General features: G+C 50.2%; 25 protein-coding genes and 6 pseudogenes. 17 read left to right on the top strand and 14 right to left on the bottom strand.

Annotated features, from left to right (window positions below):
* Positions 1-213: pseudogene (locus C8D90_RS04700) on the top strand (IS110 family transposase); the annotation flags it as partial.
* Positions 214-431: 218 nt separating this feature from the next.
* Here the strand turns inward: C8D90_RS04700 and C8D90_RS04695 are convergent.
* From C8D90_RS04695 to C8D90_RS22450, 3 genes and pseudogenes are all read right to left on the bottom strand, one after another.
* A pseudogene (locus tag C8D90_RS04695) lies at positions 432-548 on the bottom strand (transposase); the annotation flags it as partial.
* A gap of 122 nt (positions 549-670) precedes the next feature.
* Positions 671-994, bottom strand: a complete 324-nt coding sequence (locus C8D90_RS04690; RefSeq protein WP_115457206.1) for a DUF1493 family protein — start codon at positions 992-994, stop codon at positions 671-673.
* Positions 979-1442 (bottom strand): annotated as a pseudogene (locus C8D90_RS22450) (STM2901 family protein). The gene C8D90_RS04690 and the pseudogene C8D90_RS22450 overlap by 16 nt, the downstream one beginning before the upstream one ends.
* A gap of 1167 nt (positions 1443-2609) precedes the next feature.
* Between C8D90_RS22450 and C8D90_RS04680 the strand changes: the two are divergent.
* Entirely contained in the window at positions 2610-3041 is a 432-nt protein-coding gene (locus C8D90_RS04680) for a hypothetical protein (protein WP_115457205.1), read from the top strand.
* A 95-nt stretch (positions 3042-3136) separates the two neighbouring features.
* On the opposite strand, the gene C8D90_RS04675 is transcribed toward C8D90_RS04680, so the two are convergent.
* Genes C8D90_RS04675 through C8D90_RS22445 form a run of 3 tightly spaced genes read right to left on the bottom strand, consistent with a single transcriptional unit; the run spans position 3137 to position 3781 of the window.
* Positions 3137-3388 (bottom strand): hypothetical protein, encoded by a 252-nt coding sequence (locus C8D90_RS04675; protein WP_115457204.1) that lies wholly within the window; start codon positions 3386-3388, stop codon positions 3137-3139.
* The gene (locus C8D90_RS04670; protein ID WP_268991109.1) at positions 3357-3626 is read right to left on the bottom strand and encodes a tlde1 domain-containing protein; all 270 of its coding nucleotides are present in this window, start codon (positions 3624-3626) and stop codon (positions 3357-3359) included. The genes C8D90_RS04675 and C8D90_RS04670 overlap by 32 nt, the downstream gene beginning before the upstream one ends.
* 32 nt (positions 3627-3658) lie before the next feature.
* A complete protein-coding gene (locus C8D90_RS22445; RefSeq protein WP_376744984.1) occupies positions 3659-3781 on the bottom strand; it encodes a tlde1 domain-containing protein in 123 nt (40 codons plus the stop codon).
* Between the two features lie 276 nt (positions 3782-4057).
* Between C8D90_RS22445 and C8D90_RS04660 the strand changes: the two are divergent.
* Together C8D90_RS04660 and C8D90_RS21930 are read left to right on the top strand one after the other, a co-directional pair.
* Positions 4058-4520: pseudogene (locus tag C8D90_RS04660) on the top strand (anti-virulence regulator CigR family protein).
* 175 nt (positions 4521-4695) lie between these two features.
* Entirely contained in the window at positions 4696-4920 is a 225-nt protein-coding gene (locus C8D90_RS21930) for a hypothetical protein (RefSeq protein WP_147291319.1), read from the top strand.
* Between the two features lie 233 nt (positions 4921-5153).
* Here C8D90_RS21930 and C8D90_RS04655 read toward each other — a convergent pair whose 3' ends face one another.
* Complete coding sequence (locus C8D90_RS04655; RefSeq protein WP_115457202.1) at positions 5154-5489, bottom strand: DUF1493 family protein; 336 nt, start codon at positions 5487-5489, stop codon at positions 5154-5156.
* A pseudogene (locus tag C8D90_RS04650) lies at positions 5483-5938 on the bottom strand (STM2901 family protein). Before C8D90_RS04650 ends, C8D90_RS04655 begins: the two are co-directional and overlap by 7 nt.
* A gap of 445 nt (positions 5939-6383) precedes the next feature.
* On the opposite strand from C8D90_RS04650, the gene C8D90_RS04645 reads away from it, so the two are divergent.
* The 3 genes and pseudogenes from C8D90_RS04645 (at position 6384) to C8D90_RS04635 (ending at position 9331) form a co-directional block, all read left to right on the top strand.
* On the top strand, positions 6384-7163 hold the full coding sequence (locus tag C8D90_RS04645) for an alpha/beta fold hydrolase (protein WP_115457201.1): 780 nt from the start codon (positions 6384-6386) through the stop codon (positions 7161-7163).
* Positions 7164-7410: 247 nt separating this feature from the next.
* Positions 7411-8577: pseudogene (cml, locus tag C8D90_RS04640) on the top strand (CmlA/FloR family chloramphenicol efflux MFS transporter); the annotation flags it as partial.
* A 325-nt stretch (positions 8578-8902) separates the two neighbouring features.
* Entirely contained in the window at positions 8903-9331 is a 429-nt protein-coding gene (locus tag C8D90_RS04635) for a hypothetical protein (RefSeq protein ID WP_115457199.1), read from the top strand.
* Between the two features lie 134 nt (positions 9332-9465).
* Here C8D90_RS04635 and lpxP read toward each other — a convergent pair whose 3' ends face one another.
* The 3 genes from lpxP to C8D90_RS04620 form a co-directional block, all read right to left on the bottom strand.
* Positions 9466-10392: a kdo(2)-lipid IV(A) palmitoleoyltransferase gene (gene lpxP / locus C8D90_RS04630; protein ID WP_115457198.1), complete on the bottom strand. Its 927-nt coding sequence runs from the start codon at positions 10390-10392 to the stop codon at positions 9466-9468.
* A gap of 362 nt (positions 10393-10754) precedes the next feature.
* Positions 10755-10889 (bottom strand): DUF1493 family protein, encoded by a 135-nt coding sequence (locus tag C8D90_RS22440; protein WP_376744983.1) that lies wholly within the window; start codon positions 10887-10889, stop codon positions 10755-10757.
* Positions 10890-11006: 117 nt separating this feature from the next.
* On the bottom strand, positions 11007-11354 hold the full coding sequence (locus tag C8D90_RS04620; protein ID WP_115457196.1) for a FlxA-like family protein: 348 nt from the start codon (positions 11352-11354) through the stop codon (positions 11007-11009).
* A 382-nt stretch (positions 11355-11736) separates the two neighbouring features.
* On the opposite strand from C8D90_RS04620, the gene C8D90_RS04615 reads away from it, so the two are divergent.
* Complete coding sequence (locus C8D90_RS04615; protein ID WP_115457195.1) at positions 11737-12621, top strand: esterase/lipase family protein; 885 nt, start codon at positions 11737-11739, stop codon at positions 12619-12621.
* Positions 12622-12854: 233 nt separating this feature from the next.
* On the opposite strand, the gene C8D90_RS04610 is transcribed toward C8D90_RS04615, so the two are convergent.
* Complete coding sequence (locus C8D90_RS04610; protein ID WP_115457194.1) at positions 12855-13487, bottom strand: YiiX family permuted papain-like enzyme; 633 nt, start codon at positions 13485-13487, stop codon at positions 12855-12857.
* 396 nt (positions 13488-13883) lie between these two features.
* Between C8D90_RS04610 and C8D90_RS04605 the strand changes: the two genes are divergently transcribed.
* Positions 13884-14195, top strand: coding sequence for a hypothetical protein (locus C8D90_RS04605; RefSeq protein ID WP_147291318.1), 312 nt, complete (start codon positions 13884-13886; stop codon positions 14193-14195).
* A gap of 15 nt (positions 14196-14210) precedes the next feature.
* On the opposite strand, the gene C8D90_RS04600 is transcribed toward C8D90_RS04605, so the two are convergent.
* The gene (locus C8D90_RS04600) at positions 14211-14591 is read right to left on the bottom strand and encodes a hypothetical protein (protein WP_115457192.1); all 381 of its coding nucleotides are present in this window, start codon (positions 14589-14591) and stop codon (positions 14211-14213) included.
* 737 nt (positions 14592-15328) lie between these two features.
* Between C8D90_RS04600 and C8D90_RS04595 the strand changes: the two genes are divergently transcribed.
* Genes C8D90_RS04595 through C8D90_RS04565 form a run of 7 tightly spaced genes read left to right on the top strand, consistent with a single transcriptional unit; the run spans position 15329 to position 21743 of the window.
* Positions 15329-15928 carry a CDP-alcohol phosphatidyltransferase family protein gene (locus C8D90_RS04595; protein ID WP_115457191.1) on the top strand — a complete coding sequence of 200 codons (600 nt, stop codon included), beginning with the start codon at positions 15329-15331 and terminating at the stop codon, positions 15926-15928.
* Position 15929: 1 nt separating this feature from the next.
* On the top strand, positions 15930-16901 hold the full coding sequence (locus C8D90_RS04590; protein ID WP_115457190.1) for a phosphatidate cytidylyltransferase: 972 nt from the start codon (positions 15930-15932) through the stop codon (positions 16899-16901).
* Between the two features lie 8 nt (positions 16902-16909).
* Positions 16910-17545 (top strand): lysophospholipid acyltransferase family protein, encoded by a 636-nt coding sequence (locus C8D90_RS04585; RefSeq protein WP_115457189.1) that lies wholly within the window; start codon positions 16910-16912, stop codon positions 17543-17545.
* On the top strand, positions 17542-19305 hold the full coding sequence (locus tag C8D90_RS04580; RefSeq protein WP_115457188.1) for a bifunctional alpha/beta hydrolase/class I SAM-dependent methyltransferase: 1764 nt from the start codon (positions 17542-17544) through the stop codon (positions 19303-19305). Before C8D90_RS04585 ends, C8D90_RS04580 begins: the two co-directional genes overlap by 4 nt.
* The gene (locus tag C8D90_RS04575) at positions 19298-20629 is read left to right on the top strand and encodes a phosphatase PAP2/dual specificity phosphatase family protein (RefSeq protein WP_230472954.1); all 1332 of its coding nucleotides are present in this window, start codon (positions 19298-19300) and stop codon (positions 20627-20629) included. Before C8D90_RS04580 ends, C8D90_RS04575 begins: the two co-directional genes overlap by 8 nt.
* Positions 20599-21018, top strand: a complete 420-nt coding sequence (locus tag C8D90_RS04570; protein ID WP_115457186.1) for a hypothetical protein — start codon at positions 20599-20601, stop codon at positions 21016-21018. The genes C8D90_RS04575 and C8D90_RS04570 overlap by 31 nt, the downstream gene beginning before the upstream one ends.
* A 20-nt stretch (positions 21019-21038) precedes the next feature.
* Positions 21039-21743: a DUF2461 domain-containing protein gene (locus C8D90_RS04565; RefSeq protein WP_115457185.1), complete on the top strand. Its 705-nt coding sequence runs from the start codon at positions 21039-21041 to the stop codon at positions 21741-21743.
* On the opposite strand, the gene dgcQ is transcribed toward C8D90_RS04565, so the two are convergent.
* Positions 21744-23444 carry a cellulose biosynthesis regulator diguanylate cyclase DgcQ gene (gene dgcQ, locus C8D90_RS04560; protein WP_162844356.1) on the bottom strand — a complete coding sequence of 567 codons (1701 nt, stop codon included), beginning with the start codon at positions 23442-23444 and terminating at the stop codon, positions 21744-21746.
* A 751-nt stretch (positions 23445-24195) separates the two neighbouring features.
* On the opposite strand from dgcQ, the gene C8D90_RS04555 reads away from it, so the two are divergent.
* Positions 24196-24792 carry a helix-turn-helix transcriptional regulator gene (locus C8D90_RS04555; protein ID WP_115457183.1) on the top strand — a complete coding sequence of 199 codons (597 nt, stop codon included), beginning with the start codon at positions 24196-24198 and terminating at the stop codon, positions 24790-24792.

Below are 24792 nucleotides of genomic sequence, written 5' to 3'. Positions count from 1 at the left end.
GACAAGCATTTGCGGACACTTTTTATTCATGGTGCCCGCGCTGTCGTCAGGGTTGCCACGAATAACAATGATGGCAGCCTGCATCAGTGGGTTAATGAGTTAAAGGAACGGCGCGGGTTTAATAAAACGACCGTGGCGGTCGCTAACAAGAACGCGAGAATAATCTGGTCGATGCTGAGAAACGATACCGAGTATCAGGCAGTTGGAAGTTAGTACCCAGCCAGACGAGTTGCAGTGTACTGAAAAATGGTGACAGGTTGCACCTGCACAATCGGAACCTGACTATTATATTGGCCTCAGAGGTCGTCCAGTTGTTGAGGCGATTGTGTGCGGATTACCCATTTGGGCACAGGTTTTCCTGATGCCGGATAGATGTAAGCAACAACCCAAAACCAGAATCAGTGCTTGCAAAACGGAGGTAGTCCATAGATGTAGTAGCTAGCTTCAGAAATACCGTTTTCACGGCAAACATTCTTCACATGCCGGCCGCCTTCGACTTCTTTCAGAACTCTCAGGCTCTGAGATTCAGTGAAACGTACTTTCTTCATGATGAGCCTCCATTGGTTGTATTTTAACCAGAGAATTCTACTGTGTGGTAAGACTAAATTCTGGAGGGACTACAACGGGAACATCGTGACATATAATAAGGCTCGCTGAAGCGGGCCTTATATCAATAAAGCCAGCGCCCGGCAGCCGCAGATTCAACCATCATCAGAACGGTGATGGGCTCCAGTGGCTGTTTAGGGGCTGGTGATCCCAAAAACTCAGGTTCAAAATACCTGTCTATCGTAAACCCCGCTATATCCACCTTCCAGTTTTCAAAATAAAATCCGAAAAAATCTATCGCGTCTTCATATATGAGCTGTAGGTCAACCCGCAGATCTGAGTCTATATCGATCGGCAACAGCTTTCCCCAAAATAGATATTTACGGCGGCCGCAATTTTTCTGCACGTATTCCAAGATTTCTTGTTCGATATTCAAAAGTACGTCCATGCTATTCTGTGCTCCGGTTTTGCGATGTGGTTGTACGTAAACTTTACATCACGGCTGATGGATAACACAGTAAGAGCGGCCATGCCGTAACCGATCCAAGGTATATTTCGTCCAATAGCGGTCCTTACCTGGTTGGTGTAGCTGATGTGTAACTCCTTCATCGATCTTCCTACCAGAGTGGGTATCCGGATACCGGGCGGCATTCTGATATTGGGTATGAACTTACGTGACGCAATTGACGCAAGAGATGTCCCCTTTGTAGCACCGAGTGGCTTTGTGGGAGTTGGAAACATTGGTTGCCCTGAAAGGACCATCGCGGCAGCAGATATTTCAATGCCAGTGTGTTGACTGAATTCATCAACCCAAATGAGCCAAAAAAGCTGCAAGGGTGCTAGGTTGGCATAGCCACGAAAAAGTATGTGTTGTTTAGCTCTTCGACCGTATCCATAAGCGTTCCTTGTCAGTATGAGTTGAGTAAAAATAACTCAAATCACTGCAAGGAACAATCGAGCAGTGCTAATAAGGATGTGGTAGCAAGGTGAGAATATAGTGAGAGATGACAGCTTAACCTGTTAATTTGTAGCGTGATGATATATTGCTCATGTTCCTAAAAATTTCATATCTCATTGTTTTAAAAAAGATTAAGTGCGGAATTTAAAATCCCCTCGGCGTTCGTGCTGTGCGGGTTCAAGTCCCGCTCCGGGTAGCATTGGAAATAACAGAATAATCAAAGCAATAAGCAGTATCGTAGAACCGCCGGGAGGCGGTTTTTTTGTGCTTCAATTGTGGTGAGTGGCAGCAAAATGGCAGCGAGGGTTTTTTTGTCATGACTATTTATGTTGTATCGCAATTACCCGTCCCGCCTATGCCAGATTTTGGCCCGAATATATAGCTCACCAATGGCGGAATATTGAATCGCCACTTACCAACCTGTAGTTTTGCTTAATCCCCTTTGCCTTCAAATCATGAAATGTGAAATCGAAATTCAGATGAGGGAATGCTGCCGCAGCCGCTGCTTTAGCCTTTGACCAGCAGCTATTGAAGCCATCGCAGGTATAACGCTGTCCGTTTTTCTGCCGGATGATATGGACGCTCGAATCCCCTCTTTGAGCAGTGCCGAGTCGGCGATAGCAATGGCATCGCGTAGACGGTCTGCTCATGCTTTGATCTGCTTCTTTCCCCTGTCTGATATAAATCCCAGCATCCGGTAACGGTGAGTGCTGGAGTGATAAAACATCACTCTGCTTCGCACTCGCAACGCAAAAGTAAGCGATCTCCATAGCTGCCTGAATAGCCAGGGGCGCTATGGTAATAAGCGGTAAGAATAAATTCGGGAGGGATTACAGTTGCTGCAAAGCGTAAACGGAAAGGGGTTTACGTTATATCTGGTTCGCTTGGTCTGGCTGTCGTGGGGGCAGTTCAGAGCTGTGTAATGCCGATAAAGCGGTTGTCCGGATGATAGAGTTATAACGTCAGGAATGATTTTATCCAATTGATATATAATGAGTTATAGTTGGAAATAGATTCCCTCAAAAGCTATTCATAACGTACTTACATGCATATACTGTATATCTAAACAGTAGTTTTAGCTTTATGGTCAAAGAGGATATCTTATATGCAACAGTTCAATTTTAGCGTTACCGATATTTTTCCGGAAATCACTTGGGAAGATGGTGAATTGAAAATCAAGCTGAATGAGCAGTATTCACGCGACAGCCAAGTCCGGCAGCTAAAGGTTGGCTTGATCGCTCAGACATCTTTCCCGACCGGCTATCCGACGGTAGCTTTTAACCGAACCGGGGCACAGTTCCATCATTTCGGTAGTAATTACCTTCCTGAAACCGTGGGCGATTTTCAGGACATGATCGATCAGGACAATCCGGGCGGAGATAATACTCTCAGCCTACCTACCCCTCTGGATACCGGGTCACCGGTGACAAACCGTGCTGTATGGCTAAAAGTGTTTATCTATTCTCCTAATGATAAGGATTTCATGGACATGCCGTACGAGCAAATTAGCGGCGACTATGGGTTTATCGTGCCATAACTGTAATAATTATTTTAGCCCCGCGAGCCGGGGCTTTTTCATATCTGAAATTAAGGGCATTACAACAGGCATTCACTGAGTGCCTGTGATAATGGTTATTTTCCTGCGCGCCTGGTGAGCAACTTAATCAAGGCAAAAACAACAAGGGCTACTGCAAAGTAGATGATCCCCATCATGACGTTATAGCCATCCCGCGCATCACTGAAGCCTATAGACCACGCGAGCTTTGCAAAGTCAGCGGATTGCTGCGTAGTAAACCGGATAACGGGAACGCAAATCACCGACAGGACGAAGATGGTAGCGAATAGCGCAATGTTAAGCAGAATTTGGGCAAAGCGCATCTTCATTGCCGATCACCTCAATAGTGCCGAAAGCGGTAAGCCCCTCACTGGGGATTTCTATCAGGCTGGTGGACTTCAGCTTGTTGTACAGCAGTTGATAGTCATTTGTATTATGCACTGCAATACAGCCTTGAGAAAGGCGGTTTGGGCCTGCGGGGTGGAGCCTGAAAACTCCGCGTTTTACTCCATTGATAAACGTGTGGTTATTGACCGTTCCATCATCGCGGAATCGTCTCCGCTCCACAGTGACGATGCCCAATTCCGGTACTGTGAATGTCACCCGCTACTGAGCCGAGAAACAATCCAATACCTGCCTATGGGGAGTGGTCCGCGTCCGGCGTAATCAATACATCCAGGCTGATTGCGGTATGGAGTATCGCCGGAGTACGCAGCAAAAATACCGATCCCTGGGAAAATAAGGGGCGCAAAGTCCGCGCCGTTTAGATGAAAACGTCCGTGCAGTGCTACAAGTTACCCTCCGTGGAATAATCTGGCAGCATTGTGTCACGGAACGGTGAGCGGCATGAATGGGAATGTTCTTTATGCGGTATACTCTCATAAGGATGACTCTCACACAGTGTTATTTTGAGTATGCTATTTAAGAGTTATCCTTATAACCTGGTTAATATCTTATGGCTAAATATAGCGCGAAAATCTTCAGATTGGTGGTGTAACATGTCCAAGAAAAAGTCAGTGCTTATCTTGTTAGCGTTACTGTCGCCTCTTGTGTTTTCATCAAACTATGCAATAGCTAATCCAGGCAATGGCCACGGAAATGGTCACAGCAACTATAATCACGGAAACAAAGGCGTTGGTAATGGTCAAAATAAGACCAAGAATGACCGGTCTTCACGCGACTCGTTGGTGTCGGTGAATGTTACATATGACAAAGTACGGCCGCTTGCACTCAACTATGGGTTAACCGGTTATAAGTCCTTGCCTCCAGGCATCGCCAAGAATTTAGCCAGAGGTAAACTGTTACCTCCGGGTATTGAGAAAAAGGCTGTACCCGCATCTTTGCTGGGGCAGTTGCCATCATATCCAGGATATGAATGGCGTATTGTTGGGGGATGATTTGGTATTAGTAGCACTGAGCCCGGCTATCATTGCTTCAGTTATCAATGAAGTCTTTGAGTAGCCATATATCGATTCTCTTTCTTATAAGGTCTAAGGTCGCCATTCAGCGGCCTTTTTTATTTCCTGCGTAAATTCGCTCGACGGAGCATCAAATCGCAGCTACTATGCTTTTTAGCATAAGAAATTCTTATGCTTTCTAGGTGGGGAGCTATTTTTTGATTAAAAGGAGTTTTCACATGAGAAAAGTATTAGTAAGTGTTGTATCGGCAATGGCTTTGTTTTTTATCTCCGTTTCGGTAAGTAAAGCCCAAGCCGCCTGGTCAGGATGGTTATTGCATTCTTCTACTACAACAACATGTACATATGGACAGGTTTATTACAATCCTAATGGGAGTGTTGGTGGAAAAAATTACAGAACCATACATAAGAAAGCCTGGGAAATATGTAGAGCGGCCATTTGACGTGTCTTACACGATAGATCTTACATCACATCACCCAGTGAACCATAAAACCACGTCCTTCAGGGCGGGGATATAAGGCACAGCTTTCCACCTAACTTCAAAAATGCGATTAAAGAGATTGTTTTCACTACCCAGCGGTAATCCTGCGTTGATGAGTTTATCCCTGCTGCTGTTGACCGGTTGCGGGAGCACGCGGATTCAATACGTGCCGGCGCCGGCGGTGCCCACTCCAGTCAATATAACCAACGACCCGCTTTGGCTGACTCAACAAGCATTCTGATCGTTAAATCAGGGACTATCGACGGAGCTTTTCTTTTTAACGTGTAATTGATCATGTCACGCCATGATGGCGCGGGATAATAGGTTTCCAAATCAAACGCGTCATCGTCAATGGCGTACTTAGTGAATAACTCGGCCAGCAGTTCTTCGGTGTCCTCAGCTTCGAGTCCCAGATCGGTATCGAGATCGGTGTCGAGGGTGATGGTGGGGTAGGAACCACCAAACAGAGGGGCGCCATAATATTTCAGCACCAACGCGATAACCTCAGCCTCGATACTATTCTCTACCATAGCCTATCCTCTGGGCGTGCAATTTTATTATACGTAGTCGCTGTAGAAATGCTGATTCGAGAAACATCATAGGCGAGGATAACTCAGCCAACCACTGGAACAGTTCTTCCGGCAAATGAGCCTATATTGGCGACCATCACCTTACGAATGCCTGAAACGAGGTTACCGACGAATGTCGGCATTCTTACGCCCATAGGGAACTTTGTTTTACCGAAGACTTTGCGGGAGGTAACGCTGGCCAGTGAAGTACCTTTCTTGGCTCCAATTGGCTTTTGACGGGTAGGAAGAATAGCGGCTCCTGATACGATTGCGGCCACAGCGGCGACATCTCCGACGCCAAGTTGCTGCATGGTTTTATCAATGAAAACCCAGAAGAATAGCTCACCGGCACTCAACTGACCCATGCCTGTATAGAAATATGTCCCGTGAAGTTCCTCGACAGTATCCATCAGCTTTCCTTGTGATTTGAGCAATGTTAAACATAAACGAATTGAGGGTAAGGAACAATCAGAAGAAAGGCCAGAACATGCGGGTAAAATAGCAGGAAGATGGATGCGAATGACGACGTAACTTAATGATTTATATAGTAGTGAAATACTACTCATGTTCCTGGATATTTACTATCTCTTTGTTTTTGAAAGGATGAGTGCGGAATTTAAAATCCTCTCGGCGTTGATGGCACTGGAGTTGTGCAAGTAAATAAAGCGGCGATTAGAAGGGCCGGAATGGCTCGATAAAGTGATTTTATTGCATTGATTTATAATGAATTATTTTTGAAAAAAGATCTTGTCTAAACCTAGGCCCATTATACATCCATAGATATACTGTGTATTAAAACAGTAGTTTGGCTAATGGTTAAAAAGGAGATTTTCTGTGTGTACTTCATCTAAGAAAATGCACTTTATAGATATGGGATCGGGTTTCCCATTATTGCTTGGGCACAGTTATCTATTCGACAGTAATATGTGGCAGCCTCAACTGTCTGCCTTATCAAAATATTACCGCGTAATCGTACCAGATCTATGGGGTCATGGTTCTTCTCCAGAGCTTCCTGGTAAGTATCATGACTTAAAGCGAATTGCTAAAGATCACCTAAAACTCATGGACAGTCTGGGTATTAAGGAGTTTGGCATTATTGGATTATCGGTTGGTGGTATGTGGGGAGCAGAGCTTGCTGCCAGTTATCCAAAACGGGTTAAGTGTATTGCGTTACTGGATACATTCATTGGTGATGAGACGGAAGCGGCATACCAAAACTATTTCAATATGCTTAACGCAGTGGATAAAGCAGGGGCTATCCAACCGCCTTACTTGGAATATGCGGCACGACAGTTCTTTTCAGATAATGTATCCGATGAACTATTAATACCGGTAATTAATCGGTTGCGTTCAATTCCTGCAGCAAGATTACGTAAAAGTGTGGTGCCTATTGGTAAACTGATTTTTGGACGTCCTGATAGATTGAGTTTGCTTAAAAAGATCAAAATGCCTTCTGTTGTGATTACTGGTGAGCTGGATAAGCCCAGACCTACATGGGAAGGAGCATATATGGCATCCAGGTTGGGTTGTAATCACGTCATTATTCCTGGGGCTGGTCATATAAGCAATCAGGAGAATCCATCAGCGGTTACAGATGCTTTAATGACGTTTCTTGGTGAGGTTTTACCCAATTAACAATACGTGATGTAAAGAGAGGCCGCAACTAGCGGCCTTAATGGCTGTTTTTTATCGTTTATCGCACATTCCCGTGAGAATTGTTACGATATGGAATCTTTACGGGATAATTCGCATATGAATACTACCAAAAAAGCAGACGAGTAAGCCGCAGCAGCTTTTGTTATTAGGTTGTTGCGGCGTTCTTTAGAAGACAGTTACTCTGCGTGAGCGCCGCCAAAATCCTCAATGTTAAGGAGATGGTCTTGTGCGCGCTAAAGATTTTTCCTGGCGATATTCTCTTACCGCCACGCTATTGTTGTTATCACCCTTTGACTTGCTGGCGTCACTCGGCATGGATATGTATTTGCCGGTGGTGCCTTTCATGGCGGATGCACTTGGTGCCGGTGAAGGGGCAATCCAACTAACGTTGACAGCATACCTGCTCTTGCTGGGCGCTGGTCAGCTTCTCTTTGGCCCATTATCGGATTTGTTAGGGCGCCGCCCAGTATTGTTCGCTGGCGGAATTACCTATGTATTGGCTTCATTTGGGCTTGCTACTGCTACATCACCAGAAGTTTTCTTGGGCTTTCGTATTCTTCAGGCCTGTGGTGCTTCAGCATGTCTTGTGTCCGCTTTTGCGACTGTACGTGACATATACGCGGGCCGTGAGGAAAGCAATATTATCTATGGCTTACTTGGTTCCATGCTCGCGATGGTGCCGGCAATAGGCCCCTTATTAGGCGCATTGGTCAGTGCTTATCTTGGGTGGCGTGCCATTTTTGTCTTCCTGGGAATAGCAATGATGATTATTGTAACTGTAGCCTGGCGACTTTGGCCCGAGACCCGGCGGCGGCAAGTGGTGAATCTACAATGGCCACAGTTATTGTGTCCTGTAAAACGGCTGAACTTTTGGCTCTATACTCTTTGCTACAGCGCGGGAATGGGTAGCTTCTTTGTCTTTTTCTCGACGGCCCCCTGGTTAATGATGGGACGACAAGCGTTATCGCAAATTGACTTCAGTTTGTTATTTGCAACAGTAGCTATTGTAATGATGATGACGTCGCGAATTATGGGACAACTGATTCCACGATGGGGGCGTTTGAGCACTTTGCGGGTTGGAATGGGTTGCCTGGTGGTGGGCGCGATACTGCTTGCTATCGGCGAGATACTCATACCAACTTCGGTAATTGGCTTCATCGGACCAATGTGGCTCGTTGGTGCAGGGATTGCCATTGCGGTTTCGGTGGCATCCAATGGTGCCCTTCAAGGGCTTGATCATATTGCGGGGACCGCCACGGCAGTCTATTTCTGCTTGGGGGGATTACTGCTGGGTAGTATCGGTACTCTCATCCTTACATTTTTACCGAGAGATACCACATGGCCAATTGTCGCTTATTGTTTAATCTCCGCGATAGTTGTGCTGGGTGTATCACGATACGGCGTACTCTCTCTGGAAAAAGGTGTTAGATAACAGGTAACCATCAAATAGGGATGAGACACTGGCGGCCTGCTGTATCGTCGGTAATTTGTTTACCCGTAGATAAGGCTGCAATTCAATTGATGGGCGTCCAGCACCAGATGAAATAAGGAAGAATAAGAGTATAGAATTATTTTCCTTTATTTTTCATTTTGTTGTAAAGGACATAAGGCATGTTTATAAGGGCTTATAGTCCTGTTAAAAACTGCTATCAGTTGGATACCTCTTTTATACTGCATGCATGAACAGTTATTAGCTTAACAGTCAAAGAGGAAAGATAATGAAAATTCAATATGCATTTAATTCTAAATCAGTTAGTACGGATGCTTTGGTAAGCGATTGTTTGCTCACAGTCCCCCTTCCGGATGCTGTGAAAACAGCAGTAAATGCAGGAAAAGACGTTTGGTATTTATCAAGTGCATATGCAGCAAACAGCGTTGGCAGAGAGAACGCCAATAAGAAGCTTTATGTTGCAGTTAAGCAAGGCTATCCGAACTTTGAAGAGAACACCATTAGTCAAATAAAGGCAATTGAAAATATATTGGGTTCAGCGAGCACGTCCCTTAGTGGTCAGCCGGCGGTGTTTGCAATGAGGCTTGTCCACAATGCCATTGATCCGGTTACATTTGCCTTTCGTCGGCTGGAAGTGTTGGAGAGCGATCCTGATCTGGGCCTATTGGCGGATGTTGCTTTTTTCATTCCTGAATGATGCGGTTAAATTATAAATAAGCATGAGACCCCACAAGTGTGGGGTTTTTAATGTCATTCTAAAATCACTTCCAGGATATTATCGCGGGCACTCACTGAGTGCCTGCGATAATGCTGACATGGAGTCAGTCCAGTTCATAAACTGTAGAGGGAAGGCGAGCCTGCTGGTTGAGTCTTAAAACGTCTGTGTACCCATAAATATTGCTCAGGAGCACGCATTATCTCTTTTTCAATAAGTTGGTTCATAAACGTTGCGGCGCCAACTGTATCATCTATCGGGTAGTTTTCGATTTCTTTCCCAATGGCTAACTCATATCCCTGGGCTCCGGGTTTACGAATTAATACCGTTGTCAGCATTTTTGCCTGCGACAGTCGTGCAATGGTCGCTGTCCCGTTAGTTGTTGCGCATTCTTTTACCGCGAAGAAAGGCGCAAAGGTGCTTCCTTTCGGGCCATAGTCTTGATCTGGTGCGAACCAGACCGCCTCACCTTTGCGGAGGGCTGAGATGATGCCTTTGAGGTTTCTCCGGTCTAACATCGCTTTGTTTGAACGGGAGCGGCCTTTGGTTTGTATGTATTCCAATACCTGGTTGTTATGGGGCCGATAGACAGCCATCATTGGGCGGCATAGCCCCATGACTCTCCCTCCAAGTTCTAACGACATGAAGTGAACGCCAATAACTATGACACCTTGGTTTTTAGTGCAGGCATTTTCCATATTCTCCAAACCCGTAACGGTAAACCACCGGCGAACCCGCCGATCGGACCAAAACCATGCAATCCCCGTTTCCATCAGGGATACGCCAAGGGCCTGGAAATTATCATTTACCAGATCGTCGATTTCTTTGGCGGATTTATCAGGAAAACAAAGGGTAAGATTCTGTCGGGCAATACGGACTCTGCGCGGCATAAAGTACATTGCACTCTTGCCCATCCAGTGACCAAGGTGATACAGCCAAGGGTAAGGTAGCTGGACAAGTGCGTACAACACGCCCAGTCCAAACCACGTGGTGAAGAAACGGGGATGGAAAAACTCTTTTTTAAAGGTAGTAGTCTGTGTCATGACTTTCTCTTTATACGTTTAAATTTGTATCGCATAAAGAGACTAATCAATATAGCGTTACGTAATAAGTGTCTGACTGCATCATATCAGTGATTGCACAATAAATGCACTAGGATTTGTAAGAAAATTAGTAAGTGGAGCCAGCGATTAGCTAATCATCATCATGATGCTCAGGTCAGGAGGGGAACGCTTAGCTCTCAATTCTCTGATATACAATGATTATGTGTTATGAATGCCCTGCCACGGAAATGATCCATCGGCGTAATAGATTGAAAAGTATGGCGGGAAACGCGTTTTCACAGCGAGATCAATATCGCGGGATCTTGCTGTTGATTTGCTCAATCATTGATTCCTCCGGATCATTATGGTAGCCCAAAAAGCCGGCAGTCAGCTTTGGCTGATTCGACAAGCATCCTAACGGTGAGATCCGGGACTACCGGTGGAGATTTTCTCTTTAACACGTCATACAACAATGGCGTATTTAGTGAATAACTCAGCCTGTTGGAATCAATATATGATCTATAGCTTATAATTTGGCGCCAAAGGGCAGCAGCAGTTTACGCTAAGGATGGCGTAATATTAACTGTGTAAATCACGCCCCCCATCAATTCATATCAAATATACAAATCAACCCGATTATCCCGCGTTGGTCTGTTAATACCATCTCCTTTTTCCAGCGCCATCGGTTCCTGAGGCTGCTTTTGCTCCTGCAATTCTTGTTGGCGGATACGATCTATTTCCGCCTGGAGAAGCTTGATCTGATCAAGTAACAGTTGTTGCATCATTTTCTTGTCTTCCGGCGACAGGGAGGAATCCGCCAAATCTTTTAGCTGCTTCTGTAGCCCTTCAATTTGCTTCATCAATTGCTGAATGCGGCCTGACTCTCCTGTGTTGCTGCTGCCTGCCGCACCGCCAGCACTGGCACCTGAAGGTGCTGCCATGTTAATGCTTACGTTACTCATATCGATCCTCCAGAACAAAAATACGTAAATCCCAGATTGATTATCGGAAGAGGGAATGAAACCTTTAGGAATAAAATTTATTCCGGACTATTTGAGTTAATAACTATAATGCCTTATCATAAATGCCATCAATAGATATAACTACCAGACATTCTGAATAATTATAATAGTGAACTTATTGACTCCCGTGAATTAAAATAGTTGCCTGATAAAGTCAATAAATTGCCTGTTTCTTTCTAAGACAGAACAATTATTAACTACATCTGCCTGAGTGAAAAATAATATATAAGAGCTCGCTTGGAAACTATGAGTCTGATGAACATTCTCCGTATACTGTAAATCCAAACAGTTGTTTGGCTAACAGTCAAAGAGGAACGTTTATATGAAAAAAGCAACGACGCTGAAATATCCTATTATTCTGGTCCATGGTTTGTTTGGTTTTGATAAAATAGCAGGTGTTTATCCTTATTTTTTCGGTGTTAAAGAGGCGCTTGAAAAGGCGGGTGCTGAAGTTTATGTTGCCTCACTCTCCGCGGTTAATAGTAACGAAGTCCGGGGTGAACAACTCATGGATTTTGTCAACGAGGTGCTGGCAAATACCGGAGCAAAAAAAGTTAATTTAATCGGCCATAGCCAGGGGCCGTTGGCATGCAGATATGTAGCCGCACTGCGGCCTGACATTGTCGCCTCCGTAACGTCGGTACACGGCGTTAATTTTGGCTCGGAACTTGCGGATGTGGTACGTCAGGCACTTATTCCCGGTCGCCTGCCTGAAGCGATCGCTCATGCGGTGGTGACGACCTTTGGTGATTTTTTATCTCTGATTTCCGGTAAACCCATGTTAGCGCAGGATGCCAAGGCGGCGCTCGATGCGTTGACAAGCGAGGGCATCGCGGAATTTAACGCAAAATATCCACAGGGATTGCCTTCTGAATGGGGTGGGGAGGGCGATGAATATGTTAATGGCGTCTATTACTATTCCTGGGGCGGCGTACTGAAATACAATATCTTTGATCAGCTATTAAATAATTTGGACCCTACCCATATTGCAATGAGCGCACTCTCTATCTTCTTTAATAAAGAACGGGGTCAAAATGATGGCGTCGTTGGCCGTTATAGCATGCATCTGGGGAAAGTTATTCGTTCTGACTATTCAATGGATCACCTTGATGCCGTTAACCAGACGGCGGGCGTGGTAACAACATCCGTAAATCCGGTGAAGCTTTATGTTGATCATCTTTATTTATTAAGATCAAAAGGGCTCTGATGACACAACGTTAACGCAGCGTGAGAAACAGTGAAAGGAGAGTAAATAAGGCCGGAGCAAACATTGCTCCGGCTCTGCGGTTTACGCCATGCTATAAATACCAACTACCGGCGCGGCGCTTATATAGGTTTCCATCCCTCAACCACATCCTGAGTAAAAAGTACTTTGCTAAGTCTGGTGCCGAAACAGTGAAGAACCTGTACGTCTGCTTTGACGCCCGCTTCCCGGACGATTCACTCCGATGCCACCGTTATAAGCAAAGGAGAGGCGAACATCGCACCCGGCGAGATCACCCATTCATCCAGCGGAATATTCGCGCCATAGCGTTCATACAGTTTTTGCTTCACGGCGGGCGCGTGCAGATGAAACTCCCGCACCTTTTGGCGTTCGCCGATTTTTACCTTCAGTGCGCGATCGTAAATTTTCCACACCAACTCCGAGCAGTACAACCGTTCATCCGACCAGGAAAAGCGCAGGTCATAAGGCTTACCGGCAAAACGTTGCGCCTGTTTACGCATGGCCGACAGTGCTGCCGGGGTCAAAACCTGCCCGGCGTTTTTCATCCGCTTTACCACAATGTGTTTCTGCTCCCCCCTGTCGATCCAATCCTGAAGCGGGGTATATTTCACTTTGCCGGACGCTTCAAAAACATAGGGCTTATCGTTGCGAAAGAAAATTATTCCCATGTGACTGTAGCGTGAGCCGGTGGCCTGCTGTATGGCGAGGCTTTGCGCCGAGCGGGATACCTGGAAGATAATGTCGCCGTTCTGTACCGCTGGCAGTGCCCAGGCGCGGGGAGTTAATGCGGCGGTGAGGCACAGTGCCAACGCGAAAATGACGGTAGCGAAATGCTTTCCTGAAGTCATAATTTAATCCATTGCTGTCAGTTGTGTTTATTTTGACAGGCCGATGTGAAGCGAAAGTGAAGTTGTGAGAATAATATTTAAACCAGGAATGCCCGGATGGAGGCAATATAGGATGACCGGCGGGCGCGGTTACTACGGCAAAGTTGCTTCCGCCGCCGGGTGATGCGGTTTATCAACATTTTAAACGTTTTCCATTCATGTTGAGCTGGCGGAAGCGGAGTAGCCGCCGATTTTATATTCATTCGCGGAACGAAACACCGCGCAGCGCTGGCGTTTTTCGCTGCGGCGCTGCTATCATCTTTGCAGGGAAAGCCATATCAAGGGAGCGTCTTAGTGAAAAAGTGCGTATTAGCCGGAGTTCTGTGTTTGTTGTTAGCCGGTTGTGACAATAAGGACATGACCGGAGTAGCGACGGAATACGGCGAATATGTCGTCAGACTGTCTTTAGACGCCCCCGACAGTGCAACATTTTCCGGCTCGACCTTCTATCCGAACGCAGAGAACAGCGCAGACGTAACCAGCGGGTACGTGTGCGGCGAGGTCAGGGCGAAAAGCGCGCGGTATGGTTATATCTATAATGCGCCCTATTATGTTTATGTGCGCGTAACGGAAAACGGAAGCAAAAAGTTTGCGGGCGTACCGAAGGTGTTTGACGGACAAACGGAAAAGTCGAAGCAGGATTATGCCTTACTGTGCAAGGCACAGTAAGGCATGGTAGGGCCATCATGCACCGGAAGGCGTTTCGCCGCGTAAACAGCGTAACGCCGAAAGCGCAAGCGTGCGGATAGCCGCTTCTTCTTCAATATCAGGATGCGTTACGATCTTCTCCATGAGGATCTGCGCGTTTGCTTCCCGGGTTTCCATACACGATTTTTTGTATTCGGCTTTGTCCAGCGCCAGGTGATACATCAGGGATTCACTGACGACCTGATAACTCTCCTCACGTAACCGCTTTATCTCCTGAATTAACGCGAGCACATTGTCCGGTGTGCCTATGGCATTCCACGCTTTGCCGATGGGAAGTGAGTTAGTGTTGCGACGAGCAGCAGACGCCTGAATTTCCAGGGCCTGGATTTGTTCATAAGTCAGCTGTGTGAGCGACATTCAGGGTGCCTCTTTAACTTCGTAGACAATAAAGGCAGAACGATATTTTCGTGACTGATTACTAAGTATAGACATGCTAATAACCATGCACTGTATCAGATGACCCCTTTATTTTTTAGGAAAAATCTTCGGTTGTCTAGGGAGTATTCTTATATTGAATTGATAGGTAGACAGGGAAATGCTGTCATAGGTGAAATTATATAAAAAGAGAAGTTTAATATATTGCAAAAACTAAAACTTCTGCGATAAGGATTCAAAAACCAAGGCTAAATATTTCAATGGGTTAGCGGTATCTCGTTGAACAGGTTTCGCCTTTATCGCTGATAATATTTAAAAGCGAAATGATTTATAGGCAGAAGGGGGAGAAAAAGAAAGAAAAATCCTTTCTATATGGTCGAAAAGTCACCTGGACTTATAAAGGTAGCCTTTGAATGATTGGCCTGAATACATTGTTTTTATAGCGTAGCATGCTGTTTTTCTCGTTTTATTTTTATAAAAACATCGTGATGATGGTATTGAAAGTGGAATAGCTATCGCTTTTTTTTAATATTCTTGTGGGAATTCGTGCGGAAAACGTTATTCTATGCGAAATTGCTGTGAACAAAGGGTTATGCCTGAATACATAACCTGAACGCTATGGATTGCACTGCGATTGGCAGACAGTAAGGAACGCCCTGAATGCATCTCTCTTCTTCCCTGATCCCCCCTGAACTCACGCGCCTTCATTGGGTGATGCTATGACGCTGTATGACATCAAGCCCCGGTTTCAGCAACTGCTGCGCCCTTGTCTCGGGAGCTTATACCGCCGTGGCGTGACGGCTAATCAGGTTACGTTGCTGGCGTTGTTAGGGTCGCTGCTCGTCGGGGCGGTGTTATGGCTTTTTCCCGTGCCGGGGCTGTTCTTGCTACTGCCGTTCTTCCTGTTTTTCCGCATGGCGCTGAACGCGATTGACGGCATGCTGGCGCGGGAGTATGACCAGAAATCCCGCCTGGGCGCGTTGCTCAATGAGCTGGGCGACGTTGTGTCGGACTGCGCGCTTTACCTGCCGTTTGCCCTGTTGCCTGGCGCGCAGCCGGCGCTGGTGGTGATTGCCGTACTGCTGGCTGCCCTCAGTGAGTTTTGCGGCGTGCTGGCGCAAACCATCGGCGCCGCGCGTGGCTATGCCGGCCCGCTGGGGAAGAGCGATCGCGCTCTGTTATTCGGGGCTTATGGCTTATGCGTGGCGATCTGGCCGCAAACGATGTCGTTCTCGCCCTGGCTTTTCGCCATCGCCGCCGTATTGTTGTTATGGACATGCGTTAACCGTTGCCGCGCAGCGCTGAAACAGGACGTTTGATATGCCGACACTTTCCCCCCAAGAACCGCTGTTACACGATTTGTGGTCACAACATCTGCTGTTTCAAAGCCTGGGCGCCATTTTTGCCGTCCTGATCCTGGCCAGCGTCATTATCGCGGTCCTGCAACGGGTCTATCCCGGCAAAGATTGGCTGGAGCTGCGCCAGCGGGTGCGTAGCTGGTGGGTGATCATCATCGTTTTTTCCCTGGCGATGATTAGCCCGAAATGGCTGGCGCTGACTATCTTCGGCTTCATCAGCTTCCTGGCGCTGAAGGAGTACCTCACCCTGATCCCGACCCGGCGCTCCGACAACATTCCGCTGCTTTGGATGTATGCGGCGATCCCATTGCATTATTTGTGGATCGGCATGGGATGGTACGGCATGTTTATCGTCTTTATTCCCGTTTATGCCTTTCTTTTTTTACCGGCCCGAATGGTGCTGGTCGGGGATACCAATGGTTTCCTCCGCGCCGCTTCCAATATGCACTGGGGGCTGATGACGACGCTATTTGCCCTGAGCCACATCGCGTTCCTGCTGATTTTGCCCGGCGGGCACGGCGCGGCGGGTGAGGGGGCGCTGCTGGTGATCTTTCTGGTGACGTTAACCGAACTGAATGATGTGGCGCAGTACCTGTGGGGCAAATCCCTCGGGCGCATCCGCGTGACGCCGACCGTCAGCCCGAATAAAACCTTGGCCGGGCTGCTGGGCGGCGTGGCGACCACGACGCTGCTGGCCGGGCTTATCGGCCCTTACCTGACGCCGATGAACGTACCGTTTTCTTTGCTGGCGGGTTTGCTGATCGGTCTGAGCGGTTTTTGCGGCGACGTGGTGATGTCGGCAGTGAAGCGGGATCTGGGCGTGAAGGATTCGGGCACGCTGTTGCCGGGGCATGGCGGCATCCTCGATCGCCTTGACTCGCTGATTTACACCGCGCCGCTGTTTTTCCACTTCTTTTACTATTTCTATTTTTAGGAACGGGTATGAACCGCCTGTTGCGTTGGATTTTTACCCTGTGCGTGGCCTACCCGGTGGTGCTGGTCTGGCTGGGCGTATCGGTGGCGAACCGTAAAAATCTGCCGCTGAAGGGGCCGGCTATCGTGATTGCCAACCATAACAGTCACCTGGACGTGCTGACCCTGTTCACCCTGTTTCCGCTTTCCGCACTGACCCGGGTTCACCCGGTTGCGGCGGCGGACTATTTTCTGAATAACCGGCTGATGGCCTGGTTCGCCCTGAAGGTGATCGGCATCATCCCCGTACGGCGCGGCGGCAGTGGGAAAAATAACCCGCTGGCGGGCTGCATTGAGGCATTACGGCAGGAAAAAATCATCATTTTGTTTCCGGAAGGCACGCGTGGCGAGCCGGAATGCTTTTCCGAATTTAAATCCGGCCTCTGGCACCTGAACCGTGAGATGCCGGAGGTGCCGATTATTCCCGTTTACATGCGCGGCCTGGGGCGTGCGATGGGGAAAGGGCAGAAGATCCCCGTCCCTTTTTTTATTGATATTTGGGTTGATGAGCCGATGAGCGGCGACGCAGACAAAGGCGTATTTCAGGAGCGGCTGTTACAGCGTTTCGTTACCCTGCAAAAGCAGGCGGAAGGGAGAAAATCATGACACAAACGAACCGGATCGCTCAGGAAAGTACGTTTACCACCAGTGATGGCGTACCGCTATTTTATCGCCGCTGGCAGGGAGAGAGGGAAACGACCCGGCGGGTTATCGTGATGTTTCACCGCGGCCATGAGCATTCGGGCCGGTTGCAGCACATCGTGGACGAACTGGGGATGCCCGACGCCACGTTTTATGCCTGGGATGCGCGCGGCCACGGCAAATCGCCGGGAGAGCGCGGCTTCAGCCCGAGCCTGGCGCGTTCCGTCAGGGACGTAGATGAGTTCGTGCGCTTTTGCGCCGAACAGAGCGGGGTAGATATCAGCGACATCATCATTATTGCGCAGAGCGTCGGCGCGGTGCTGGCTGCGGCATGGGTGCATGATTATGCGCCGAAGATCCGCGCGATGATCCTGGCCTCGCCGGCATTTAAGGTGAAACTGTACGTTCCTTTCGCCCGTCCGGGTTTGGCCCTGATGAAACACGTTCGCGGCCTGTTCTTCGTCAACTCCTACGTTAAAGGGAAATACCTGACGCACGACGAGCAGCGGGTAAACAGCTTTAATCAGGACCCGCTGATCACCCGCGCCATCGCGGTCAATATCCTGCTTGAGCTGTATCAGGCCGCCGGGCGCGTCGTCGCCGACGCCGCCGCGATTACCGTTCCCACCCAGTTGCTGATTTCCGGCGCCGATTTCGTGGTGCACCGCGCGCCGCAGGAGCGCTTTTACCAACGTCTGCGCAGCACGGTGAAGGAGCAGCATATTCTGCCGGGGTTTTATCACGACACGCTGGGGGAGAAAGATCGCGAACTGGCGTTCGTTAAGATGCGCGATTTCATTGAGCGCCTGTACGCCATGCCGCCGCAGCGCCATGATTACGCGCACGAGGATTGCTGGAGCCCGTCCGCCGATGCATACCGCAGCCTGCAAACGCCGCCGGGGCGCTATACTCCCTCCGGAATGGGCTACACCTTGCTGCGCCTGGCGATGGAAAAAGTCGGGCGTTATTCGTCCGGCGTCCGGCTGGGGATGGATACCGGGTTCGACTCCGGCAGCACCCTGGATTACGTGTACCGTAATCAGCCCGAGGGGCGCAATGCCCTTGGCCGGATGATTGACCGCGGCTACCTGAACAGCATCGGCTGGAAGGGGATCCGGGTACGCAAAGAGAACATGGAAGCGACGATTCAGATGGCGGTGGAACAGTTGCGCGCGCGCGGTATGCCAGTGCGGGTGACGGATATCGCCGCCGGTCACGGCCGTTACGTGCTGGACGCGCTGGCAAAGCGGCAGGAGGTGGATGAGATTCTGCTGCGTGATTACAGCGACCTGAATGTCGAAACCGGCCGCCGTATGATTGCTGAACGCGGCATGGAGCAGATCGCCCGCTTTGAAAAAGGCGACGCCTTTAACCGTGATGAGCTGGCCGCGCTTTCTCCTGCGCCGACGCTGGGTATCGTTTCGGGCCTGTATGAGCTGTTTGCGGAAAATGAGGGCGTCAGAAATTCACTGGCCGGGCTGGCGGCGGCGCTCCCCCCCGGCGGAATGCTGGTCTACACCGGGCAGCCCTGGCACCCGCAGCTGGAAATTATTGCCCGTTCCCTGACCAGCCATCGCAACGGTATTCCCTGGGTGATGCGCGTGCGCTCCCAGGGCGAAATGGATGCGCTGGTGGAGGAGGCCGGGTTTACCAAATGCCATCAGCTTATTGACGAGTGGGGCATTTTTACGGTGTCGTTAGCGGTGCGTCGCAGTGATGACTGATTGCTATGCAGAGCACGGACTGATGGTGCCGCGCCGCACGTTGTGGCGGCGCGGTGCGGTCTGGTTGGTGGTGCTGGCGCCGCTGTTTTTCCTGACATACGGGCAGGTGAACCAATTTACCGCCGGTCGCGCCGGCGTGGAAAGCTTGGTGTTCGGCTGGGAAACCCAAATCCCTTTCCTGCCGTGGACCATCGTGCCTTACTGGAGCATCGATCTCCTTTATGGCCTTTCCCTGTTTGTCTGCACGTCGCGGCGGGAGCTGACCCGTCATGCCTGGCGTCTGGTTGCGGCATCGCTGCTGGCTTGCGCGGGGTTCTTGCTATTCCCCCTGAAGTTCAGCTTCGTCCGCCCGCAGAGCGAAGGATTATTCGGCTGGCTGTTTCAGCAACTGGAACTGTTTGACCTGCCTTACAATCAGGCGCCGTCATTGCATATCATGCTGGCGTGGCTGCTGTGGCTGCGTTTTTGGCCGCATCTGCGCGGCGTCTGGCGCCCGGTGATGAGCGCCTGGTTTTTGCTGATCGCAGCGTCGGTGCTGACAACCTGGCAGCACCATTTTATTGACGTTCTGACCGGCCTCGCGGCCGGCGTGGTCATCAGCTATGCGATTCCAATCAATAGCAACTGGCGCTGGCGGCCTGCGTCCGGAAAGGGGCGCAGGCTGATGCTGCGTTATGCGGCGGCAGCCCTGATATGCCTCATTACCGGGTTCAGCGCGCTGGCTTACGCATGGTTGCTGTGGCCGGGGATGGCGTTGGGCGCGATTGCGCTGGCGTATGCCGGGTTGGGTTCCGGGGCACTCCAGAAGAATGCGAACGGAAATATTTCGCCGTCCTCCCGCCTGTTGCTGTTTCCTTACCGGCTGGGCGCCCGGCTCTCCATGTGCTGGTTTATGCGCCGTCTGGCGCCGGTAACCGAGATTGCGCCGGGCATGTTCGTCGGCGGCTATCCGCTGCGCAGCGTGTCGCAGGGAGCGGTGCTGGACGTGACCGCCGAGTTTAGCCGCAACCGCCATACGGCGGGGCGCGGCTACGTTTGTGAACCGATGCTGGATTTGGTCGCGCCCGATGCGGAGCAACTGGAGCGGGCCGTTATGGCGCTGACGCAGCTGCAAGCGCAGTATGGCAGCGTGCTGGTGCATTGCGCGCTCGGTCTGTCGCGCAGCGCGCTGGTGGGGGCTGCCTGGTTGCTGGCCTGCGGCGTGGCGGCTTCGCCACGCCAGTCTGTGGAACTGCTGCACTGCCGTCGTCCGCAAATTGTGCTTTCTCCGTCTTTCTTGCAGGTATTGGAACAATGGCATCAGCAGAGAACGAAAAACGTTTGAGACGCCCGGTCGCGCTGCGCGTACTGGTGATTCACCTTGCCAGCTGGCGTTATCTGGCGGCGTTGACGCTGCCGCCGCTGCTGTTCGTCGCCGTGTCGCCCACCGGTCCGGGAAGCCTTGCCCTGCTGGCGATGGCGTTGTGGGTGCATTATTGCTGCTGGCGTTTATGGCTGGACGAGCGGCTGTTCCGCGTTTTGCCGGAAGGGAGTGACGACATCGCCGCGTTTGACGCTGCGCTGCGGGTTTTGTGGGGCGCAAAGGCGGGAGATGCGCCCCGAACGCTGATGCAGCGCTGGGCCGGCGCGCGGCGGTTGCTGTATCGGGCGCTGGCGGCAACGCTGGGTTTATGGGGATTGTGGATACTGGTATTGTGGTGGTCTCTCGTCTGAGTTAACTAAGGACAACAATGATGGCCGACAGAGTGTTTCGCGGATTTACCCAGCAGGGGCTGAATTTTTTACAGCAGGTGCGTCAGGAAAACAGCAAAGAGTGGTTTGACGATAACCGCAAAATCTACGATGAAAATCTGCTTACGCCGTTTCGTGATTTGGTCTCCGATTTGAGCGACACGATGCTGAAAATTGACGATCGGTTCGAAACGCGCCCGGCGATCGGCAAAACGCTGTCGCGCATTAACCGCGATACCCGCTTCTCCAACGACAAGAGCCGCTACCGCAGCCGGCTGTGGCTGACCTTCAAGCGGCATTCCCCCGACTGGAAGGACGCGCCGGTTTACTTTTTCGAAATCAGCCCGGACGCCTTTCGCTACGGGCTGGGGTACTACAGCGCATCCCGCGCCACCATGGACCGCTTCCGCCACCTGATCGTTACCCGCCCCCAGGCGTTCCGCGAGGCGACGGCGTGCTGTAAGCCGCCGTTTGAGCTGGTCGGCGACAGCTATAAGCGCACCCTGATCAAAGATGCGCCCGCAGACGTCACCAATTGGTATAACCGCAAGTCATTTGCGGTAATGGCGACCTCGCTGCAAATTGAACAAATATTCGACGCCAGGCTGGTGCCGTTGCTGGAAAAAGGGTTCACGCGCCTGGCGCCGTTATACCACTTTCTGATGCAGGCGGAAGCGCTGAAGGCGATTCCGCTTGAGGATCTGTGATTACTGCTGCGGTTGGTTTAGTTCGCCCAGTTCGCCTTCGCTGCATACCCGGTTACGTCCGCCGGCCTTGGCGCGGTAAAGCCGGCGGTCGGCGATAAGCTGCAGGTGTTCAATGTTATAGCTGTTGGACTCCTCGCTGCCGACGACGCCCAGTGAAGCGGTAATGCGCAGCGACTTGCCGTCTTCGGTTTTCAGCGGGGAGTTCGCCAGGTTGGTGCGAATGCGCTCCGCGATTTCGCTGGCCTGCGACCGGTTGGTGGCAGGCAGCAAGATACAGAACTCTTCGCCGCCGACCCGTCCCGCTAAATCCTGAGTGCGTACGCTGGAGCGAATGATTTCCGCGGCATAGATGAGCGTCTGATCGCCAATCTGGTGCCCGTAACGATCGTTAACGCGTTTGAAGTGGTCGAGATCCATCTGAATCACCGCCAGCGTGCGCTGGCTCTTACGTTCTTTCGCCGCCATCTCTTTCCCCTTCTGGAACAGGGCTGCGCGGTTCAGCATGCGGGTCATGGCATCGTGACTGGCGCGCCAGCTCAGCTTCTCCTGTAACCCTTCCATGTTGTCGATCAGGCGCAAAATGATGCGGCGTGCGGCGAGCAGCAGGATAGCGAATACGAGCCATAATGCGGTCAGCAGCAGGCTCAGGCGGCCATATTCGCTGTGTATTCCCTGAGGCAGGGTCTGGATGTGGATCAGCGTGACGTTGGTGTTATTCATCTTGCTGAAGGTGATAAAGCGGGTGCCGATCCGGACGGTGCCCTGCCGTTTTTGGCCGATACGGGTTTTCAGTATTTGCTGCTGCTCCGGGGTGAAATATTTCCCCCGGAACCAGGACGGATCGGTGGACGTAATGCTGCGGAAGCGGTTGTCAAACAGCAGATAGATGCCCCCGCTGTTGGATGGCGCGGAACCGAGCAGATATTGGCGCAGCTTTTCCACGGTGAAGTCCATGCTGATCACGCCCATCCACTGATTATTGTAATCAATGGGCAGTGAGGCCGTGATAATGAGCCCGTCGGACAGATCGTTGTAGATGTGCGTCCAGTAGGGGATGCGCATCGGATCGGTGCTCTGGGTCAACTGCGTGAAGTAGGGCTGGGCAATCATATGCCGGTATATTTTTTCGATTTGGTCGCTGTTTTTAGGCTGTGGCGCGCTGAAATAAAAACCGGCACGGGAGACGTAGTAAACCCGCGGCTGACGGAACGGCGTAACGTCAATCAACGGCAGCAGGCTGCGCAAGCGGAACAGCGCATTAAATTCGCGGGTAAGCTGTTCATCGTCCGATGCCCGGAACAGTGGGGAAACCCCCGTCAGGCGCTGTGGGTTAACCCCGAAAACCGGCTGTCCTTCGGTGTCGGAAGGATCGATCGACCAGGTGTCCTGATGGCGGATGCGCGCGATCTCTTGTTTGATCATCTCCTGCTGATGCTGGGAAGGCGCACTTTGCAGGCTGAAGGTCATAAAATTGCGCAGGAAACGCAGGTTGTCGATCCGGTACTGCATACGGCCCTGTAACTGAGCGGTGACGTAATCCACCTGGTGCAGCTGATTGGTTTCATAACCCTGCCGTAACAGGTTGCCCTGCCACCAGAACAGAATGGTGGTAAAGATGAATACAATGAGAAAGCACAGGTTGATGACGTGCCTGGGGGTCAAACGATTACGAAAACGGCGCAACTGGCGTGAAATAGACAAACGTTTCTCCCGTAAAGCAGTCAGTGAAAGCCTGCTCAGGCGTATGGCGCAGCAGCCGCGTACCCGGCGTTATGCATCCTGTATGGCGTCTGAAACAAGCCGGAAACAGGGATGAGGGCGGGGGTGTCGCGGTTACGGGAACAGTGCATGGGATATCTTTCCAAAATAAATTCCGGGAATCAGCGCATTCGGCGTAAACCAGCATGGCAGGATGCAAATCACCAGACTGGAATACAAACGGCTTTTCCTGTTCTGATAGCCCTATTATGAACGAAAGAGTGATTATTGCGAGAGCAAAATCGATTGCTTTAAAAACAGAGTAATAAAGAGAGTCTTATCGTCATATGAATTATTTTCTGGTGTGAAGAGTAAATAAACCGCATTTATTTTGTGGAAATATTCGGGCTGATCTGATAAGACAGACTAATATCAATGCCTTTTATTCTTTTGCCTGGTGTTTTTGCCGCCGTTTTTCAAACGGATTATTGGTGCTGGAAACGTAATAAGAATTCACGCTATCCCCGCACTGACGCTGTATACGCCGCCCGTTAATGCCGCCGTTCGGAAGTCTCTGGCATTTTTCCGTCTTTGCCCGTGACATTACGCCTAAAGTTTTCACTCAATTAGCCGTTACTAAAGCAAGGTTATTACAGGGCCGTAATATCCCTTCAAATTACGCACCAATTATTAAAGCCCTGGGAATGGCCTCCTTATGATTTGATTTTTACATCGCATAAAACAGGCGCTACTTATGCTTACCGTGACAATACTTGATGAAAACTGGTACTACGCCCGGGGAATGGTTGACCTCCTGCAAAACTATTTCTCCGACCGCAATCAGAAATCACGTTGCTATGTCAACGATGAAACGAAGCTATCCAGCAGCGATATCATTCTGAAAAGTGACTGTTACCGGCTGGATACCGGCGAGCACCCAAGTTACTTGCAGCATTACCTGAATGTTGCCATATCGCCGGGACCTTACTTCTTCACTCAGGACAATGTGATTTTCCGCAGCGATCCGGTCGACAGCGTGATCAAAAAGCTGGATAAGAGCTGTGAAACACTGACGCCGGGCGGCGGGCGCAAAATTCTGGGCGTCGCGTCGTGGGCCAGGCAGAAGCTGTCGGAAACCGAAATTATCGTTATGAGCCTGACCGGCAAAGGGAAATCGCTGTCGGAAGCGGCAGATATCCTGAATAAAAGCGTAAAAACGGTCAGCTGCCAGAAACGCTCAGCGATGCGTAAACTCAACCTGCGCAACAACTATGAATACTATGACTGTATTCGTCAGCATGCTGCGCAGTTTGAGTTGTTGTATCAGCTTTGGTGGGAAGGCGCGTCATAA

The organism is Enterobacillus tribolii (genome assembly GCF_003363015.1).
GTDB lineage: Bacteria > Pseudomonadota > Gammaproteobacteria > Enterobacterales > Enterobacteriaceae > Enterobacillus > Enterobacillus tribolii.
Note: the sequence above shows the minus strand (reverse complement) of the source record. Positions and strands in the feature narration are given on the sequence as shown.

What these genes read in the sequence shown, in the direction of transcription:
- C8D90_RS04690 (WP_115457206.1), bottom strand. Translation starts at nt 994, where the DNA reads ATGGACGTACTTTTGAATATCGAACAAGAAATCTTGGAATACGTGCAG.
- C8D90_RS04680 (WP_115457205.1), top strand. Translation starts at nt 2,610, where the DNA reads ATGCAACAGTTCAATTTTAGCGTTACCGATATTTTTCCGGAAATCACT.
- C8D90_RS04675 (WP_115457204.1), bottom strand. Translation starts at nt 3,388, where the DNA reads ATGAAGATGCGCTTTGCCCAAATTCTGCTTAACATTGCGCTATTCGCT.
- C8D90_RS21930 (WP_147291319.1), top strand. Translation starts at nt 4,696, where the DNA reads ATGAGAAAAGTATTAGTAAGTGTTGTATCGGCAATGGCTTTGTTTTTT.
- C8D90_RS04655 (WP_115457202.1), bottom strand. Translation starts at nt 5,489, where the DNA reads ATGGTAGAGAATAGTATCGAGGCTGAGGTTATCGCGTTGGTGCTGAAA.
- C8D90_RS04645 (WP_115457201.1), top strand. Translation starts at nt 6,384, where the DNA reads ATGCACTTTATAGATATGGGATCGGGTTTCCCATTATTGCTTGGGCAC.
- C8D90_RS04635 (WP_115457199.1), top strand. Translation starts at nt 8,903, where the DNA reads ATGAAAATTCAATATGCATTTAATTCTAAATCAGTTAGTACGGATGCT.
- lpxP (WP_115457198.1), bottom strand. Translation starts at nt 10,392, where the DNA reads ATGACACAGACTACTACCTTTAAAAAAGAGTTTTTCCATCCCCGTTTC.
- C8D90_RS04620 (WP_115457196.1), bottom strand. Translation starts at nt 11,354, where the DNA reads ATGAGTAACGTAAGCATTAACATGGCAGCACCTTCAGGTGCCAGTGCT.
- C8D90_RS04615 (WP_115457195.1), top strand. Translation starts at nt 11,737, where the DNA reads ATGAAAAAAGCAACGACGCTGAAATATCCTATTATTCTGGTCCATGGT.
- C8D90_RS04610 (WP_115457194.1), bottom strand. Translation starts at nt 13,487, where the DNA reads ATGACTTCAGGAAAGCATTTCGCTACCGTCATTTTCGCGTTGGCACTG.
- C8D90_RS04605 (WP_147291318.1), top strand. Translation starts at nt 13,884, where the DNA reads ATGACCGGAGTAGCGACGGAATACGGCGAATATGTCGTCAGACTGTCT.
- C8D90_RS04600 (WP_115457192.1), bottom strand. Translation starts at nt 14,591, where the DNA reads ATGTCGCTCACACAGCTGACTTATGAACAAATCCAGGCCCTGGAAATT.
- C8D90_RS04595 (WP_115457191.1), top strand. Translation starts at nt 15,329, where the DNA reads ATGACGCTGTATGACATCAAGCCCCGGTTTCAGCAACTGCTGCGCCCT.
- C8D90_RS04590 (WP_115457190.1), top strand. Translation starts at nt 15,930, where the DNA reads ATGCCGACACTTTCCCCCCAAGAACCGCTGTTACACGATTTGTGGTCA.
- C8D90_RS04585 (WP_115457189.1), top strand. Translation starts at nt 16,910, where the DNA reads ATGAACCGCCTGTTGCGTTGGATTTTTACCCTGTGCGTGGCCTACCCG.
- C8D90_RS04580 (WP_115457188.1), top strand. Translation starts at nt 17,542, where the DNA reads ATGACACAAACGAACCGGATCGCTCAGGAAAGTACGTTTACCACCAGT.
- C8D90_RS04575 (WP_230472954.1), top strand. Translation starts at nt 19,298, where the DNA reads ATGACTGATTGCTATGCAGAGCACGGACTGATGGTGCCGCGCCGCACG.
- C8D90_RS04570 (WP_115457186.1), top strand. Translation starts at nt 20,599, where the DNA reads ATGGCATCAGCAGAGAACGAAAAACGTTTGAGACGCCCGGTCGCGCTG.
- C8D90_RS04565 (WP_115457185.1), top strand. Translation starts at nt 21,039, where the DNA reads ATGGCCGACAGAGTGTTTCGCGGATTTACCCAGCAGGGGCTGAATTTT.
- C8D90_RS04555 (WP_115457183.1), top strand. Translation starts at nt 24,196, where the DNA reads ATGCTTACCGTGACAATACTTGATGAAAACTGGTACTACGCCCGGGGA.